The sequence below is a fragment of the Rahnella perminowiae genome (genome assembly GCF_019049695.1).
Taxonomy (GTDB): domain Bacteria; phylum Pseudomonadota; class Gammaproteobacteria; order Enterobacterales; family Enterobacteriaceae; genus Rahnella; species Rahnella perminowiae.
Genome location: NZ_JAFMOT010000187.1, coordinates 199,050 through 216,846 on the forward strand (window position 1 = coordinate 199,050; position 17,797 = coordinate 216,846).

The window sequence follows — 17,797 nt, forward strand, 5'->3', positions numbered from 1 at the left end:
TCCAGGACCGAGTGAAGGAACCGCCCTAATGCCCGGTCTGGCATTACTTAAAGTCCGCGTACGGCACTAACGGTTCCGGTGGCATATCCAGATCTCCTTGCCAGCCGCTCATCGAGTATCTCGCGTACAGCAGGAAATGGCTTGGCGTATAATCCTTCGCTTGCTGAATATCAATTCCCCCGCCGATGGTCCAGTGAGAACTGACACGCCGTTCAACCAGTGCCTGCAACGTGTAACCAAAACCAGAACCACTACTGCCGGTTTCAATGGCGTTTTTATCCGGTAATGAATCCGGGATCAGATTCTGGATCGGATAACGTTTTTGATCGCTGGTTGAGGAGCGAGACCAGGAGACGGAACCGCCGAGTTGCCATGACCAGTTCTCCGTGCGCTGCCGGTAATTCACCGGTACGGCAAGCGAGAAATATTGTTGCGGACTGTAGTATCCCCCCTGTCCCAGGGTGTAGCCGCTAAGGTCTTTCTGATAATGCCAGAGCATGGAGCTGAGGCCCACCGTCGCGCGGCGGTTATCTTCGTTGATAACCTTGTAGTAATACCCCCCCATCAGGCGTTCGCGGGTATTGTCTTCGACATTTTCACCGGTCAGCTGATGCGCGCTGAGGTCAGCCCACACCCCGTTGGCCAGCCCCTGATCGTAACTTAACCCAAGGCTGGCACCGGTTGCGCGAACGCCACCCCAGGTGGTGCCGGTGCCCGGATCTTTTGCGCCAGCGAAAGAAAGTAACGAACTGGACACCGGACGGCGTGAAACCGTGGTCGTCCAGCCGATATCACCCCAGTCTCCGCTGTAAGCCAGCCCGCCTACCCAGTCAACCACAGGGAAACCCAGCGGCGTGGTGCCTAAATCCCCTTTCCATTGTTCATTTTCCCAGCCCGCGCCAAGGCTGACACCGTTAGCGGTCTGGCTGCGATATCGGCGGCAGTTCTGATCACGACAGGTGCCGAAACTGGCTTCGTAATTACCGTTTTCGTTATCAAAAGTTCCGGCATCCATACGCACCCAGTCGGCCCGCAGGAATCCCCGCCCCTGATACACCGGCATATCTGCCTGCAACATGGTGGTGTTGGCGGTGAGATCAGATTTGCCCGGCGTACCGCTCGAGGTCCACGAATCCGTATCCACCGTGAAATTGATATCCTGCTGACGGTAAAGATCACCTGCGTCAGAGCGGATACCGCGTTTCAGCCAGTCATCCGCCGGATTGTTGCGGATCAGACGTGTATAACTGTCATTGTCCTGTGGCGTTTTGTCGGTGATGCCACTGGCGACCATCGCCTGCCCGTAATCCTGACGCGCCAGTTCTGGCTCGCCGAGCTGCTGCTCAAGGCTGGCGGCATTACGATAAATCAGTGCTTTGTCTTGTCCGGCCGGTTGTGAACGCGCAGCCGTTTTCAATGGCTGCATCAGCGCAAAGGCCCGGGTCGTGTCACCAACATCACGCCAGGCCATGGCGATCTGCCGTTGCTGATTGAGGCTCAGGTCATGCAGATCAGCCTGCTGCAACTGCTGTTTCGCCTGCTGCGTATGACCTGCGGCCAGTGAAGCATCGATAGCGGCCAGGGTTTTACCGAGCTGAATGCGCTGCGCCACTTCACGCATGTTGGCGTCCCATTTCGCCTGCGGCAATGTATTCAGATGGTGCAGAGCGGCATCATCACGACCGGAGCCGGAAAGATAGAGCGCATAAGCGTAAACCTGTTGCGGATCCACCGGACGTTTCGCCGCAAGCTGTGCGAAAACCGTATCCGCCTGCGCCGGTTCGCCCGCCTCACGCAGGGCATTAGCGTAATGGTAGGTCGTCCAGACATCGTCCGGATTCAGCTTCAGCGCTTCGCCGTAGCGGTTCGCAGCCTGATTCCAGTTGTGCCGGGCAGCATATTTTTCCGCCTCCATTGTGACAACGTCACTTTGAAGTCCCCGCTGTTTGTCGCTGAGTTTCGCCTGTGAAGCAGCCGGCAGTGAACTGATGTAATCCAGGGCTTTTTGCGGCGACTGACGCTGATAGATATTTGCCAGACCGCGCTGGGCACTGCTGTTATCGCGCTCCAGCCTGAGTGCGCGGCGATAAGCCTGCTCTGCCTGCCTGTCATTTTTACGCTTAACCGCCACATCGCCGAGCCCGATCTGCGCCCACGGATCACGGGAGTCCAGTTGCTGTGCCTGGTTGTAGGCCGCTTCAGCCTGTTCAAGCTGTCCGGTTTTCAGCGCCCTGTCGCCCTGATCGATTTTCAGCCAGTAACTGTTGGTCTGGATCAGGCTGTTCCATTTATCCGCATTATAGCCGTCGGTTTCGGCGGCTTTCGCCTGCCGGAATAAGGTCAGCGCCTGCTGGCGGTTACCGGCACGGGAGTAAGCCAGCCCCATCGCCCCGAGAACCTCGGCATCGTTGGGTTTCGCCTGCAATGCCTGCTTCAGCGGGGCAATCGCGCCGGTTGAACCACCCCGATTAATTTGCGCCAGACCCCGGAGTCGTGCCTGATAACGCGGATCGGCCAGCAACGCCTGCTGAAGCTGAAGCTCCTGTTGTGCGGCAATCACCTGCGGACCGGTATCAAACGTAGTAATAAACTCTTGCAGGGCCTCAGCGCTCGGATGACCCACGGGTTGGTCTTTAATCTGAGCCAGCCATAAGTCAGCGGCAGGCGAACGCCCTTCATTGGTGGCAGCGATTTGCTTAATCAGCGCCACCGCTTTGGCATTATCCCCTGCGTCAAACGCCATCTGCGCCAGTTGCAGGCGTAACTGCACATCCCCCGGATACCGGTTATTCAGCGCCTGGAGCTGCGCCTGTGCGCTGGCTTTCTGCCCCGGCAGGCGCGCAATCAGTTGCCAGTATTCCACCGCCAGATCCAGCGTCGGCGGCTGGCCGCCAAACAGCTCGTCATATTGCGCCTTAGCTTCACCGAGCCGCCCGGCGGTTGCCAGTAAGCGCGTCTGCTGGAGTTTTTGCTGCATTTCCGGCGAGGCGATTTTCAGGCTCAGCTGTGCCTGCTGATATTCATCCGAACCGGGTGCAACCTGTTTAATTTTTTCCAGCTGCTGCTGCGCCCTGGTCTGGTCACCTTCGCGGAGAAGCAGACGCAAACGGGCGGACATCACTTTCGGGTTCTGCGGATCGATTAATTCCAGGCGAAACAGTGACTGACGTACCAGATCATCCTGATGACTGGCTTCACCGATCCGTACCTGTTCCAGCAACCATTGTTCCGGCGACACAACCGGGGCAGAAACCGCAGGCGCAGCCATCAGGGCCAGCGCAATGGTCAGCGCCAGTTTGTTGCGGGAAAGCCGGTTCGTGGAGTGTCTGTTCACGAAATTATTCCTGATCATCATCAGACAGACGACGACGGGCCAGAGAACGTAACCCGGTCCATAGCAGTATTGCCGCCAGGAACACCAGAATCACCGCCATGACTGCCAGCAATACCGGATGGTTCGCCATTGCGTTCCATACCCGTTCCCACCACGGTAAATGGCCCACATAATAGGTATCACCCACTTTCAGACTACTGATGCCGGAATCGCGTACCACCGCCACTGAACCAAAGATCCGCGCACGCTGTCGGGTATCCTGCACTGAGGTGTTCAGCATTGCGAAGCCCTGCTGACCGTTTGCCATCAGCGCGACCACGCTGCGCTGATCAAAGTATGGCGACTTTAATCCGACGATCGCCGCAATCGGACCTTGTGCACTGATTTGCGCACTGGCATCCACCCGCGCATCGCTGGCAGGTGAGTTGTTATCCGTTAACGACGCCTGACGGATGGGGGTGTTAACCGCATCACGGGCTGCCTCGATCAGTAAGTTAGCTTTTTTATCATCGCGCATGCTGTCGTCACGCAAATCCGCAGGCAAGTTACCGATCACCAGCAGATCGGCGTCGGTGGTTCTTGCTTTTGCCGCATCTTCGGTCAGCCCTACGCCAAGTGCCGGATAACCGGTGAGTGCGCCAATATTGCCCATCGCATCAAACAGCGTGGTGAGTTGCTCAGGTTGCGGTTGTGGCTGAACCAGAATCAGCGTCTGGGATAAATCCGCCAGGCGGCTGAACGGGAATCCGGCATTCGCGAAGGCGCGCAAATCAGGCATCGCCATAAAATGACGGTATCCGGAGAAATCGATGGTGGAGCTGTCGTCGATCACTACATGATTTGGCACGGTGTTATAGGTTTCACAGCGGCCCTCGCTGCCGCTTGCCAGCAGCGACGTGTAGTCAAAATCAAAACGCATCTGGTTTACCGCACCCAGTTTCAGCGCCGGAATATTCAGATCCTTGCTGCCATCCAGCAGCCCCTGCAACAGGGACAGATGCAGTAACCGGGAATCCTCATCGTGTCCGGTTTTCAGGGTCAGATCCTGCACAAACTGGTTGTTCAGGCTGATGCTCAGACGCGACGTGTTTTTGAGCTGTGGCGAGGTGTAACGGTACTTCAGCCGCATATCAATACCGGTGCTGTTAATCAGGAACAGATCCGGCGGCAGGTTAATGTTGAGCGTGACCGGGTTCGGCTGGATGCCGTCAGACTGTAACTGTTCTGCATACTGTTTCAGTTCGCCAAAATTCATCGGACGGTCGGTGCGCACCCAGTTTGGCGCATCATACGGCTGGCGTGGCTGGATCTGATCCACTTTATCGACACCGACCGTTTCGCCACGGAACAGGATATTTCCCTGCGCAATGCCTTTTACTGCTGTCAGTAAGTCCTGATCATCACGACCGAGGATCAGCAGCATTTTGACGTACGGATTATCCGGGCGGCTGACCATCTGCACGACGGGCCCTTTCACCGGCGGCATTTCTTTGAGGAAATCAGGGCGCTGACCGTTAGTCGCAAACACCACGGCGTGGCTTTCCGGCAACTGGTTATACAGCGCCGGGAAAGATTGCCCGCGCCACTGGGCTTTGGTGCCGAACCAGGAGGCCAGAATCGCCGCCGCCTGTTGCTGGCTGGCATCCGGAGAGGCGGCAAATACCATCGGCAGGCTCAGCGGACGGCTGTCACGCGCATCAAAGAATGGCACCGGGAAATGCGCCAGATCGTTGCTTAGCGGCAGTTTCTGGTATTGCAGACTGAGCGAACTGCCCTTGCCGATTTCCAGCCACAGCGTGGTGTTTGCCGGGTTTTCACAGACGTTCTGATAATGACCAATAAACTCCAGGCGGATACGGTTAAAGTCGGTGACATAGCGCGGATCAATCGTCATCTGTAAGTGATTTTTCTTGCCGAGCTGATCTTTATCAATCACTTCAACGCCCATCAGCTGGTCGTTGAGATACACCTTAAGATGCGACTGGACCGGGATCAGCGACGGCGACGGCGTGAACTCGAGATTCAGCGTAGCCTGTGTCACGACTTCGTCACTGCGCACACCGAATTCAATCTGCCCGTTCGGCTGAATACCGCGCAAGGTGATGGCCCCTGGCCTCGGTGCTACATCGGCAAAAGGTAATATCACGTTGCGCACCGGCGCGCCCGGAATAATCATCGGGTTCACCGCCGGTGCCACCAGCGGCAACGTCACCTGAGGCGCAGGTATCTCATTGCCCGGCACAACCGGTGCAGTAGCCTGTTCACTGTAGGCCGGTGCAGCAGAACCCAACGCCAATGTCATCAATGCGGATGCCATAAAAGTGGTGATCGGAAGTTTTTTCATTGTCTTGTCATCATCAGGTTGGATTCAACAGGCTGAACGGCCAGCGATGGATTACGCGGAGCAAAAGACAGCAACCAGCGGCCAAACGATCGTGTTCGGGACACCAGCGGTCGGTAACGTTGCGGGGCGATGTCCAGCATCCGCAGATAACCCCGGATGCCCAGCCCCAGTACCTCACGCAGGCTTTCCATCGGTTTGTCTTCAGGGAAACTGTCTTCGCGTAATACCCAGCTGTCGGCCCGGGCAAAAGTACATTGGATGAAATCGATATGTTGTTGGGTTGTGAGTGGCAATAGCTGCATACCGATGTTTTCACCAAACACACGGCTGATCTGCATCGGGAAGGTATATTCCTGCTGTCCGCGGCTCAGGATTAACGTGACGTTGTCACCAAACTGAAACTGGCTTGCACTCGCGGTTTCCAGCCCGACACCGCTGTCGGAATAGTCCTGGATGGTGCAGACATAAATATGTCCGTCTGGCTTGAGTAATGACGCGGGCATTCTGGCTTCTACGCGGTGTGCCTGACGAACCTGTTTGGATTCGAACGCCACGGCAATCGCCCCGCCCAGAATAATCATGTTGTAGATCACCCACGCCATGCTCACCAGTACGGTTAAAATTTCGTCGGGACGTCCATAAACAATGCGGTAAATTCCAAAGAATAAACCCGCCAGATTAAGCAACATCAGGATTTGATATGGCCGGCTGATTTTCCAGTCCACGTAAGCATGCTTGTTCAGCCCGCCCTTTGCCGTCACATTGAACGTCCCGGCATGGGGATTAAACAACGCCACCGTCGTTGGCCTGGCGATATACCACGCCAGCACGGTTTCGTAGATTTCATTCCAGAATGAATGACGGTATTTGCCCTGCACGCGCGAATTAGTCAGGCTGGCATGAATCATGTGCGGTAGCACATACAGCGCGATGGCAACAGCCGGTGCATAAATGATATAGGCATGTAACAGCAGAAACGCCAGGGGCGCGGTGAGGAAGATCAGGCGCGGAATACCGGCCAGAAAATGTAACATGGCGTTGGCGTAACACAGCCGTTGCGCCAGTTTCAGCCCTTTGCCAAACAGCGGGTTATCGAGGCGGAATATCTGCACCATACCGCGCGCCCAGCGGATACGCTGGCTGATGTGAGCAGACAGACTTTCCGTCGCCAGCCCTGCCGCCTGCGGAATACGAATATACGCCGAAGTGTAACCGTGGCGGTGCATTCGCAGCGAGGTATGCGCATCTTCCGTCACCGTTTCGATAGCGATACCCCCGATTTCATCGAGTGCGTCGCGGCGCAACACAGCGCAGGAGCCGCAGAAGAAGCTGGCATCCCACAGGTCATTGCCGTCCTGCACCAGTCCGTAAAACAGTTCGCCTTCGTTTGGCGTACGGCGCATTCGGCCAAGATTACGTTCGAACGGATCGGGCGAGAAAAAGTGGTGCGGCGTTTGCAACATGCTGAGTTTTTTATCTTTAAAGAACCAGCCGACGGTCAGTTGCAAAAAAGAACGGGTCGGCACATGGTCGCAGTCAAAAATCGCCACCAGCTGGCTTTTCGCCTGTTTCAGCGCATGGTTAATGTTGCCCGCTTTGGCATTTTCATGCGTTTCACGGGCAATGTATTTCACGCCGATTTCATGGGCAAAATCCGCGAATGCCTGCCGGTTGCCGTCATCGAGCAGATAAATGGTCAGTTTGTCACGGGGCCAGTCAAGCCCGAGTGCGGCGTACAATGTCGGTTTCACCACGCTCAGATCTTCGTTATAGGTCGGGATCAGCAGATCCACCGTTGGCCACGTCGAGATATCCGCAGGCATGGGCACCGGTTTACGGTTAAGCGGCCAGATGGTCTGGATATACCCCAGCACCAGCACCGTCCAGGAATAGGTTTCCGCCCCTAGCAGCAGCAGACCGCAAATCAGACTCAGCGGATCTTCCCAGTTCAGCGTTGACGTGTACCGCCACCATAAATAACGACAGGAAATGGTCAGCGACAATACAATCATCATCAGCGCCGGGAAACGTCCCGGAATACGGCGGATAATCATTGCAATACTCCACAGCAGCACCACGAAAACAAACTGCGCGATATAGCCAAAAGGCTGAGAAATGCAGAACATCGCCAGCGTGATCGTCAGCAAAGCAGTCAGTAACACCAGTATGCGTTTAGTGAGCCGGTTCATTTTGCCGATACGTCGTGTGACCTGAGTTTCCAGCGGATTTTGGGTGACCTGTCCGGGCAATGATCTGAGCCACAAATGGACTTTTCCGCGCAACTGCTGCGGCCAGCGGCTATAGATCACACGCCCGCGTCTGCCTTCAGATGGCAGGATGATCAGCAGCCACACACTTTGCACGATATAACGCAGCGGATCGGCCAGACGCGGCTGAGAGGGCGAAATTTGCGGATACCAGCGGGTGCGCTGTGCATTAACGCGCTGCCAGAACGGGGATTCAAAACGTAAAAATAACCAGCACAACGCCACACAGATAATCATCAGACCTGCGGCCATGCGTGAGGAATGGCTGGCGCGATAATGCCGGTAACGATTTTGTAATTCGAGAACGACCGGCGGCACCAGAAACAGATTGAGCAGACGGTTCATTTTGCCGGGCTCCGCGGCGTTTTCTGGCTATGCACGTCCCCGGGATGGCGTAAGTGCAGCAGGAACCAGTTCGCCAGTGTGTTAATCTCACGGCTGATTTTGCTGTTATTTTTCCATTCCCCGACAGGCTGTTTCGCCGCCAGTGACTCCGCCATTGCTTCATCGCGGTGTAAAATCACCGGGATCAGGGCGGGCAAGGTTTCCTGCCATAACAACAGAATATCCTGCTGTAACTGGCTGGAAGGAATGAACTGGTTGAGCAGATAATGCCCGTTGGCTGGCAGCACATACTGATGTAAACGCAGGTGTGACTGAGTATCAGCATGGAGAAGCACGACGGTGCGGTCGGCAAGTGTGCGTGCAGGTAAGGGATCGGCTGCCGGAGAGTCGATCAGGATCCAGTCATAGACACCGGTATTTTTAAGCTGAGTGATCGCCTTTTGCCAGTCGAAATCAGGCTGATTGTTGTCGTCCGTTGCGACATGCCCGTAAGGCAGGAGATCAAGATGAGAATGGTAGCGCAGTGCAGAGTTTTGCCAGGACGTCCCCATATTGTGCGCATAGCGCCATCCGCATGCCTGAGCGACAGGCATACCAAAGTGCAACCGCAGGAAGTTTTCCGGTGAAAAGTCGATCACCAGCACTTTCTCATTTAATTGCGCAAGACCCCAGGCCAGTGCAGCCGTGACTGAGGTGGTCCCCGTACCGCCACGAACGCCCTGTAAGGCAATGACAGCCATATTATTTTTTCTCCGCGCTGTGTTCGCCGTATTGCGCCAGCTCAGCCAGTAACGGCCAGCGGGACATTAGTTGCGGGATTTTTTCTTTACGGGCTATATCGACGTAATTTAATTCTGACAAAGAAAAAAGGCGACTCAGCGCAAAAAAATCATCATCTTTTTTCGGTTCGGATTCTTCCTGGTCTGCAATATTGGCTCCCACCGGTTCTTTCTCCCTGCATCAATCTAAATACTGAGACAACATGGCCAAAATGGCTTTACCTGTTTAGGTTTTTTAGTACCAAACATTATTATGAAGTATTATGATTATTTAATGTGGCAATGCTAGAATTTATTATAGTCACATTCCCGGTGTGCCCCAAGCAGACTTTTAATCAAAAATGACACAAGCAGATTAACTATATGGCACTCTCCTTTTCATTGGGCATGAAACCATTCTGGAATGGATTAACCCAGATGCAATCTCAGGGGCTTTACTGGGTTAATACCGACAGTGAGGAAGCCGCTTATCATCTTTGCGGTCAAACTGTTGAGGCTCAGCAAGGTGAAGTTCCGGTCAGTGTTTTTTTTCCGCAGCACAATTTACTTTGCACTGCACATGAAAACAGAGTACCGGATGACGACATTCTTCTCACTTATTTGAAAAAGTATCAGAAAAAAACCTTTTATTACCAGTTAGCGAATGGCAAAAAAGCGTTTCTCTCTCTTGCAGCCGATATTAATCGTCTGCCTGCTCACTCCGCCTCATTAATGATTCTATTACTCCCGGTCAGTACCTGGCAGGCGATAAGTGATAAACAATTCGCCCGCTGGTTGAGTGAAATGAGCTCTGGCACCCATAATAAAGGTGCAACGTTCCTTATTATCTGCTATGGAAACGGTATTAATGCGGTTAAAACTCAGCTTCACTTATACCACCGCAATATATACGGCGTTGCAGATTTGAAAACGGATGTTGAGCCTAATCAATGGGGTATTTCCTGGTGGCATGACACACTGGGCGCGCAAGCCAACACGCTTTATCCGCTGATACGCCACCACACCGGCTGGGAAATTCAAACAAACGTTTCTGCGGCAGTTTCCGACCAAACCGGCGATGACCAGTGGATGTTGCTGGCCGATCGCTCGGTGCTTGAAGGTGCGCCTGCGCTTTCAGAACGCTGGTTCCTGTTTGACGATAACGAAGCACTGGCCGCACGAGCGGCGCATGCCCGCTCGGCGACAGTCATTTTCGCCCTTACCGGCAATGACGAAGTGGAAGTGCTGGCCCGTCAGGTTCATCTTTTACGTATGCAGCGCGGCACGGGTTTGAAAATTGTCGTGCGTGAAATGAATGCCTCTTTGCGTTATGTCGATCAGCGCCTGCTTCAGGCCTGTGGCGCGAATCTGGTTGTCCCGCAGGCGGCACGCCTTTCCAACTTCCTGACCCTGCTGGATGACCTGCAAAACCTCACGTATACCCGGCATGTGCCGGACGATATCGAATTGCTGCTCGACAGCCGGCTGCCTACCCACCATAAGGGTTATCTGCCACTGCCGGTTTTTTGCCAGGTGATGCGCGAGATTTGGGATCACGCCTCTCTGGCGACGGAATCCCGGGGCATTTTAATTTCTCTGCGCCCTGCCGCCGGGATCAGCCCGCAGCAGGCGATGTCTTTATGTTCGCTGCGCCGTGACGGTGACATTTTGACCGTTACCGGGCGTCATCTTTATCTGTTTCTGTCGAACTGTCAGGTCAGCGATGTGGAAAATGTGCTGACATTTCTGTTTAGCCTGCCGGTCAAAGAAGTGTTCACCAGCCAGACGTTCTGGAGTCAGGAACCGGATATCCAGACGGAAGTTCGCCGTCTGGCCGCCAGGCCACCGATGGCAACACCGGTGCTGGCGGCAGAAACATACGTGCAACATAAAACAGAACCGTTAAAACGGGCGCAGGTGCACCAACCCGTGCCCGTTACGCTCGCCGTGAGCGATTCGCCTGTGATTCGGGCACCGGAGTAACAGCATGGACATCAGAGATATTATTGAAATTTTTATTCTGGCAGCGATGATTTTTTTCCCGGCAGGATATGTACTGCGCAACCGGCTACCTCGCTGGAAAAACCGTTTCGCGGCCCTTTTCCTTTCGCCGCGCTATTTAACGCGAATAACAGCCAGCTCCGTCAGTAAAAGCCGCAAACGCTCCGGTATACCGGCTGATGACTCCGCCGCAACAGGGAAATCCAAGACGTCACTATGAACGAATCGCAATCCTCTTTACCGCATTTGCGGATCTGGCAATCCTGGCGCGGCCTGGGTGCCTGGAACTACTATTTTTTACTTAAATTTGTTTTGCTTTCAACGGGGTATCTGAATTTTGATGCACTGAGCAATCTTGTCTTTGCCGCAGTATTGCTGTTCCCGTTACGTTCACTGCGCCTGCATCGCTGGAGACAGTGGCTGGCCCTGCCTTTCGGGCTGGCACTGTTGTATCACGATACCTGGCTGCCCGGCTGGCGTTCAATCGTCAATCAGGGGGCGGACGTTGCCGGTTTCAGTTTCAGTTATCTGCTTGAACTGGCCGATCGCTTTATCAACTGGCAGTGGATTGCCGTCGGTTTCGCTTTGCTGGTTGGTTATCTGTTTATCTCCCAGTGGATCCGGCTGACCACATTTACCGTTATTGCACTGCTGTGGCTTAACCTCAGCGGCCTCATCACGCCATTTTTCACGCATTATACGCCCCCGGCTATCGCCCAAAATACCGTGACGACACCGGTGACCGTTGCGCCATCAGCCACGGATAACACCGTGAATGGTCCGCCCACCAATGCCAATCTGAACGCTTATCTGGAGCAGTTTTACCAAAACGAACGGCGCAAGACGACGAAATTCCCTGATGCGTTGCCTGCTGATGCACAGCCGTTTGATCTGCTGGTGATCAACATTTGTTCGCTGGCCTGGTCAGATCTGGATGCCGTGAATCTTTCCAGTTCACCGCTGTGGTCACGTTTCGATTTTGTCTTCAGTAATTTTAATTCAGCCACGGCCTACAGCGGCCCGGCATCTATCCGCCTGCTGCGCGCCAGTTGCGGTCAGACCTCGCATCATGATTTGTATCAGCCTGCCGGTCAGCAGTGTTATCTGTTTGACGATCTCGCGCGTCTGGGCTTCACTTCCCAACTGGCTATGGATCATACGGGTGTATTCGGTAATTACATCGATAACTTGCGTGATGATGCCGATATGAAAGCGCCGCTGATGTCACAGGCCGGTCTGGGTTATGAGCTGACGTCATTTGATGGCACACCGATTTTCAACGACGGGCAGCTGTTCTCCCGCTGGCTGGAAAATCAGGAGAAAGCCGGTACCGCGCGCACCGCGACCTTCTTTAACCTGATCCCGCTGCATGACGGCAACCGTTATGTGGGCAGCAATAAAGGCGCGGATTACCATAACCGTGCACAAACCCTGCTGAATCAGCTGAATACTTTTATGGATCAGCTGGATAAATCCGGCCGCAAAGTCATGCTGCTGGTGGTGCCCGAGCATGGTGCTGCCCTGGTTGGCGATAAGATGCAAATATCGGGTCTGCGTGACATTCCAAGCCCGGGCATTACCCACATTCCGGTCGGCGTGAAATTCTTTGGTATGCAGGCCCCCCATGCGCCGTCACCGATGAAAATCGAGGGTCAGAGCAGCTATCAGGCGATTTCAGAAATGGTCGCCCGCGCAGTCGATGGCAAAGTATTTAACCGCCCGACAATGGACTGGAAAACTTTCGGCTCGAACCTGCCACAAACGCCGCTGGTATCAGAAAATGAGAACTCGGTGGTGATGGAATATCAGGGAAAAATTTACATCCGGCTCAACGGCGGCGGGTGGGTGCCGTATCCGAGCTGAGTGAAGCCGGGTCGGAACATAATGAATTTTAAGGGGCAGATTCTTTTGCTCCCCCCTTCGCAAGGGAGGGAGCTTAGGCTATCTTCATTTACTCTGCAAATAGCTGGTCATACACATGCTGTAAATGGCGGCTCATTCTTGCCCGCGCCCCTGCGCCATCTTTCGCCAAAATGGCGTCCAGGATCCCCTGATGATCGGCATTCATTTCACGGGCAAAATCCACTTCGGTGTAATGACTCTCCAGGCGCATAAACCGGCGTGAACGTCGCTTATCCCACAAATATCCCATCATATCGTGCAGCACTTCGTTGCCGGTCATTTCGCTGATCATCATATGAAAGCGGCGATCGGCTTCGAGGAAGGCGTCGTTATTAGCATTCAGTTCGTTTAATTCGCGGGCAATGGCTTTTAGCTTTTCGCGCTGATCGTCAGTGCCGTTAATTGCCGCCAGTTCTGCTGTCATCGATTCATAAACCTGACGTGCTTTTACCAGTGATTGCAGGCTGAATTCCTCTTCGGTATTCACCGTTTGCACCGCAGGTGTGGCCTGTGGCAGCGGATCGCTGACATATACGCCGTTGCCGGTGCGGATTTCCACCCAGCCGGTGATTTCCAGTGCAATCAGGGCTTCACGAATGGATGAACGGCTGACCCCCAGCTGTTTGGATAAATCGCGCTCAGAAGGGATCATCGCGCCCGGCGCAAACTGACCGGTATTAATGCAATTAATCAAGACATTAGAAATCTGGCGATACAGCCGTTCAACTTTAAGGGTGGGTAATGCCATTATTTTCTCCGTGTTCATGCTGAATCCCAGATCTGTTATCCCGATCACATTAAAGATCGGTTTGATGCTGAATCATATGTCGGTCTGATGGCCTGACCAGCAGACCACCTGACCAGACCGCGCATTAAGATTGAACTTATCACCGGCCATGCGTCAACTACATTCAGACAGTCAGTTAACAATTTTAAGGAAAACACATGGAACAGACATGGCGTTGGTACGGCCCGAACGATCCGGTTTCACTTGATGATGTGCGTCAGGCTGGCGCAACCGGCGTGGTTACCGCCCTGCACCATATCCCGAACGGTGAAGTCTGGCCGGTGGAAGAAATTCAGAAACGCAAGGCCATAATTGAAGCCAAAGGGCTGGTATGGTCTGTCGTGGAAAGCATTCCGGTGCATGAGGAAATTAAAACCCGTAGCGGAGATGTTGAAAAACATATTGCTAACTATCAGCAATCTATCCGCAACCTGGCGGAATGCGGCATCGATACAGTCTGCTATAACTTCATGCCGGTTCTGGACTGGACACGCACGGATCTCGGCTATTTACTGCCGGATGGTTCACGCGCCCTGCGCTTCGACCATATCGCGTTTGCGGCCTTTGAATTGCATCTGCTCAAGCGCGAAGGCGCAACCTCTTATTACAGCGCGGATGAGCAAAAACAAGCGGCCGAATACTTTGCGGCAATGACACAGGCGGATAAAGATCAGCTGGTGTCTAATATTATTGCCGGTTTGCCGGGTGCGGAAGAAGGCTACACACTGGATCAGTTCCGTGCACGTCTGGCCACTTACGACGGTATTGATAAAGCGAAATTGCGTGAAAACATGGCGCATTTCCTGCGCAGCATTGTGCCGGTTGCCGAGCAATGTGGATTGAGTCTGGCGGTTCACCCTGATGATCCTCCGCGCCCTATCCTCGGCCTGCCGCGTATTATTTCCACCATCGAAGATATGCAATGGCTGAAAGAAACGGTCGACAGTATTCACAACGGTTTCTGCTTCTGCACCGGTTCTTACGGCGTGCGTGAAGATAATGATCTGGTGAAAATGATGACCACCTATGCCGACCGCGTGCATTTCATTCATCTGCGTGCGACGCAGCGGGAAGACGTACCGGGAAGCTTCCATGAAGCAGACCATTTAGACGGTGATGTGGATATGGTGGCGGTAATCAAAGCGATTCTGACCGAAGAGCAAACCCGCCGCCGCGCGGGCAATCTGCGCGCTATCCCGATGCGTCCGGATCACGGCCATCAGATGCTGGATGATTTGCATAAGAAAACCAATCCGGGTTATTCAGCGATTGGACGCCTGCGGGGACTGGCAGAACTGCGGGGTGTGGAGCGGGCTTTGAAACAAAGCTTCTTTAGCGAATGAATTCGCACTTCTTAATAACTGAATTGTGAAATTTCGGTTTTTCAATAACGGTTATCAATCGGCCTTTCGCGCCGAAACCGACCAAAGAGGGCTATGACGAGCCCTCTTTGGGATCTCCACGTCTTGAACTGCGCGCTCTGCTCGTGGCTATGTTTCAGGCAGCGCCGCGACAGGCTGGAAAGCTTGCCGCTTTGCGGTGCCTTCACTCGGTCTTCGAGCCTCAAGTCTCGAAGCCGCTCCGTTCAGCAAGCTTTCTGAATCGCCCCTGACTTTTTTAAAAGACAAAATCACAATGAGTGAGGTTGTGAAGTATAAGCCTGGGGCCGGTTCCAAAATACCGCCGGACGAGAGGTGGAAAACCGCGCGTCTTTTTGCGCGGGTTGTAACCCGAAGGGAGGGAACCGCGCAGCGGCGGGATTTTGCGGCTATCGCTGTGATGCCTGAAACATAGCCAGCGAGCAAAGCGCGCAGTAAAAAGAGCCTGGGATTCTTAAGGGTGGTGGCGATAAGCCACCCTTAAGGCCAGTTTGGGTGGCAACCCAAGGTTTTAAGGTCGCCCCTTTTGCAGCGGCCCCCTCTGCAAACTCAAAAATGATACGCCACCGCGTTTTCCTGCTCCGGCCACGGATGGGATTTATACGGCTTGGCCGGATAGTTGATCTCGACACTCCGGCGGCGGAAATCACTCGGGCTCACCCCGACACGTTTACGGAATACCCGTGAGAAATACAACTGATCATCGTATCCCACCACGCGGCCAATCGTCGCGATGGATTCCTGTGTGGTCTGCAATAATAATTTGGCGCGGATTACCCGCTGATCTTCGCGCCAGCGCAGGATATTGATCCCGACCTGCTCACGGAATAAATGCGCCAGCCGTGAGGGTGAGAGGCAAACGTGGCGGGCAACTTCATCAATCCGCAATTCACCCGCCAGATTGCCGGTAATAAACTGACAGGCTTCGATAACACGCGGATCCATAATTTTTTGCGGGCTCTGCGGATCTTCTTCCATGGCGCGCAGCAACAAACGCTCCAGAAGATTCATCCCCAGCTCTTCACAAAAACGTCGCCCCGATTTCTGCGTTTGTTCGATGTTGGCAAACAAACGGTCAAATTCCAGCAACAAAGTGTTATTCGGTAAAGAAAGACGCCCGACGTCGCGGGTTTTGGTGTGCCATTCGAGCCAGTCTGCCCAGTAGGCGCGCGGGCGGAAATAAACCCAGCGGTGATACCAGGAATCAGCGTTAGCAGACCGGCTGTAAAGATGACGGGCTTTCGGCGGGAATAGCAGCAGATCGCCGGGGTTGCAGTAGAAGGTATCTTCCCCGTCGAAGACTTTCCCCTGCCCCTTCACCGTCAGGTTAAGGATATAGCCCTTCATGCCGCCGGGACGGTCAATGGCAAAATCCAGTGGCCCGTCAGCAAGGATTGGTGTCATACCGGCGACCAGATAGGCATTGAAACTGTAACCCGGTAACAGCGGATTTTGCTGCTGATCCTGAATCATACGGTGATACATCGAACCTCCTGAAACTTCACATGGCTATGGACTTTTCATCTATTCTAACCGGCAGTGAAAACGCTGCCAGTAAAGGTTACTATATTGTGAACAAACACGCGTTTTCCCGGCATTTAACCCGTGATGGCGCTAAATGCCGGACGATGACAGGATGAAAGCGTTATCACAAAACCCGATTAAACGGTCTTTTTCGCTTTCTGTTTGTAGCGGTCAAAGATCACCGCCGCCAGCAGGATCAAACCACGAACCACATACTGCGAGAACGGAGAAATATTCAGCAGGTTCATCGCATTTTCCACGGTACCCAGAATAAGGATCCCGGAAACAACATAGGAAATTTTGCCGATGCCGCCTTTCAGGGAAACGCCCCCCAGCACGCAGGCAGAAATAACGATCAATTCGAAGCCCAGTGAGGTCATGGGCTGGCCGCTGGTCATGCGTGACGCCAGAATGATGCCCGCCGCCGCTGACACCAACCCGGAGAGCACGAAGATGATGATTTTTGTACGCACCACCGGCACACCGGCCAGACGCGCCGCATCTTCATTACCGCCAATCGCCAGCGTGTTACGCCCGAAAGTGGTTTTGTTCAGCAACAGACCAAAGATGATCAGACAACCGACCGTCAGCCAGATGGGCGCAGGCAACCCCAGCCAGTTGGCGTAACCCAGAGTGAAGAAACGTTCGTCTTCGATACCCACCGCTTTACCATCGGAAATGATGTACGCCAGACCGCGCACGATCTGCATGGTGGCAAGCGTGGTGATCAGCGCATTGATTTTCAGGCGGGCGATAACAAAACCGTTGAGCAAACCGGTCAGCATACCGAGCAGTAAACCGGCAGCGACACCGATCCACAAGCTTTCGGTCATATTGATTACCACGGCGGTCGTGACGCCCGCACAGGCAATCACCGACGCAACTGACAAATCGAAGTCACCGGAAGCCAGGCAGAACAGCATCCCGCAAGCCACCATCCCGGACATTGAAATCGCCAGCCCTAACCCTTTCATGTTGATGAAAGAACTGAAGTTGGGCACGAAAATGGTACAGGCAATAAACAGCACGGCGAACACCACTAACATGCCGTAACTGTCCCAGATACGCATCAGCCCCTGGCCGCCGCGTGAGGCGGCTGAAGGTTGATCCGGTTTAGCTGAATTGGTCGTCATACTCGACATAATATTTTGCTCCT

At 54.0% G+C, this 17,797-nt stretch carries 12 protein-coding genes; 4 read left to right on the plus strand and 8 right to left on the minus strand.

Annotation, left to right across the window (positions count from 1 at the left end):
* Positions 1 to 43: 43 nt before the first annotated feature.
* From J1781_RS22595 to bcsR, 5 genes are all read right to left on the minus strand, one after another.
* A complete protein-coding gene (locus tag J1781_RS22595) occupies positions 44 to 3,268 on the minus strand; it encodes a cellulose synthase subunit BcsC-related outer membrane protein (RefSeq protein ID WP_238483607.1) in 3,225 nt (1,074 codons plus the stop codon).
* Positions 3,269 to 3,338: 70 nt separating this feature from the next.
* A complete protein-coding gene (gene bcsB / locus J1781_RS22600; RefSeq protein WP_129951237.1) occupies positions 3,339 to 5,678 on the minus strand; it encodes a cellulose biosynthesis cyclic di-GMP-binding regulatory protein BcsB in 2,340 nt (779 codons plus the stop codon).
* The gene (gene bcsA / locus J1781_RS22605; RefSeq protein ID WP_217234238.1) at positions 5,675 to 8,290 is read right to left on the minus strand and encodes a UDP-forming cellulose synthase catalytic subunit; all 2,616 of its coding nucleotides are present in this window, start codon (positions 8,288 to 8,290) and stop codon (positions 5,675 to 5,677) included. Before bcsA ends, bcsB begins: the two co-directional genes overlap by 4 nt.
* The gene (bcsQ, locus tag J1781_RS22610; protein WP_217234239.1) at positions 8,287 to 9,030 is read right to left on the minus strand and encodes a cellulose biosynthesis protein BcsQ; all 744 of its coding nucleotides are present in this window, start codon (positions 9,028 to 9,030) and stop codon (positions 8,287 to 8,289) included. The genes bcsA and bcsQ overlap by 4 nt, the downstream gene beginning before the upstream one ends.
* Before the next feature lies 1 nt (position 9,031).
* A complete protein-coding gene (gene bcsR, locus J1781_RS22615; protein ID WP_129951234.1) occupies positions 9,032 to 9,232 on the minus strand; it encodes a cellulose biosynthesis protein BcsR in 201 nt (66 codons plus the stop codon).
* A gap of 200 nt (positions 9,233 to 9,432) precedes the next feature.
* Here bcsR and bcsE point away from each other — a divergent pair, with 200 nt between their 5' ends.
* Genes bcsE through bcsG form a run of 3 tightly spaced genes read left to right on the plus strand, consistent with a single transcriptional unit; the run spans position 9,433 to position 12,912 of the window.
* Positions 9,433 to 11,031, plus strand: coding sequence for a cellulose biosynthesis protein BcsE (gene bcsE, locus J1781_RS22620; protein ID WP_217234240.1), 1,599 nt, complete (start codon positions 9,433 to 9,435; stop codon positions 11,029 to 11,031).
* A gap of 4 nt (positions 11,032 to 11,035) precedes the next feature.
* On the plus strand, positions 11,036 to 11,269 hold the full coding sequence (bcsF, locus tag J1781_RS22625) for a cellulose biosynthesis protein BcsF (RefSeq protein ID WP_129990749.1): 234 nt from the start codon (positions 11,036 to 11,038) through the stop codon (positions 11,267 to 11,269).
* Positions 11,266 to 12,912 (plus strand): cellulose biosynthesis protein BcsG, encoded by a 1,647-nt coding sequence (bcsG, locus tag J1781_RS22630; RefSeq protein ID WP_217234241.1) that lies wholly within the window; start codon positions 11,266 to 11,268, stop codon positions 12,910 to 12,912. Before bcsF ends, bcsG begins: the two co-directional genes overlap by 4 nt.
* Before the next feature lie 88 nt (positions 12,913 to 13,000).
* Here the strand turns inward: bcsG and J1781_RS22635 are convergent, their stop codons facing one another.
* On the minus strand, positions 13,001 to 13,699 hold the full coding sequence (locus J1781_RS22635; protein ID WP_129951231.1) for a FadR/GntR family transcriptional regulator: 699 nt from the start codon (positions 13,697 to 13,699) through the stop codon (positions 13,001 to 13,003).
* 197 nt (positions 13,700 to 13,896) lie between these two features.
* Between J1781_RS22635 and uxuA the strand changes: the two genes are divergently transcribed.
* Positions 13,897 to 15,081 (plus strand): mannonate dehydratase, encoded by a 1,185-nt coding sequence (gene uxuA / locus J1781_RS22640; protein WP_217159479.1) that lies wholly within the window; start codon positions 13,897 to 13,899, stop codon positions 15,079 to 15,081.
* A 585-nt stretch (positions 15,082 to 15,666) separates the two neighbouring features.
* On the opposite strand, the gene araC is transcribed toward uxuA, so the two are convergent.
* Entirely contained in the window at positions 15,667 to 16,602 is a 936-nt protein-coding gene (gene araC / locus J1781_RS22645) for an arabinose operon transcriptional regulator AraC (protein WP_095922099.1), read from the minus strand.
* Between the two features lie 176 nt (positions 16,603 to 16,778).
* Positions 16,779 to 17,783, minus strand: coding sequence for an L-arabinose ABC transporter permease AraH (gene araH / locus J1781_RS22650; protein ID WP_013575455.1), 1,005 nt, complete (start codon positions 17,781 to 17,783; stop codon positions 16,779 to 16,781).
* Between the last annotated feature and the right edge of the window lie 14 nt (positions 17,784 to 17,797).

Excerpts from the sequence above, each read along its gene's own strand:
- J1781_RS22595 (WP_238483607.1), bottom strand. The coding sequence starts at position 3,268 with ATGGCTGCGCCTGCGGTTTCTGCCCCGGTTGTGTCGCCGGAACAATGG.
- bcsB (WP_129951237.1), bottom strand. The coding sequence starts at position 5,678 with ATGAAAAAACTTCCGATCACCACTTTTATGGCATCCGCATTGATGACA.
- bcsA (WP_217234238.1), bottom strand. The coding sequence starts at position 8,290 with ATGAACCGTCTGCTCAATCTGTTTCTGGTGCCGCCGGTCGTTCTCGAA.
- bcsQ (WP_217234239.1), bottom strand. The coding sequence starts at position 9,030 with ATGGCTGTCATTGCCTTACAGGGCGTTCGTGGCGGTACGGGGACCACC.
- bcsE (WP_217234240.1), top strand. The coding sequence starts at position 9,433 with ATGGCACTCTCCTTTTCATTGGGCATGAAACCATTCTGGAATGGATTA.
- bcsF (WP_129990749.1), top strand. The coding sequence starts at position 11,036 with ATGGACATCAGAGATATTATTGAAATTTTTATTCTGGCAGCGATGATT.
- bcsG (WP_217234241.1), top strand. The coding sequence starts at position 11,266 with ATGAACGAATCGCAATCCTCTTTACCGCATTTGCGGATCTGGCAATCC.
- J1781_RS22635 (WP_129951231.1), bottom strand. The coding sequence starts at position 13,699 with ATGGCATTACCCACCCTTAAAGTTGAACGGCTGTATCGCCAGATTTCT.
- uxuA (WP_217159479.1), top strand. The coding sequence starts at position 13,897 with ATGGAACAGACATGGCGTTGGTACGGCCCGAACGATCCGGTTTCACTT.
- araC (WP_095922099.1), bottom strand. The coding sequence starts at position 16,602 with ATGTATCACCGTATGATTCAGGATCAGCAGCAAAATCCGCTGTTACCG.
- araH (WP_013575455.1), bottom strand. The coding sequence starts at position 17,783 with ATGTCGAGTATGACGACCAATTCAGCTAAACCGGATCAACCTTCAGCC.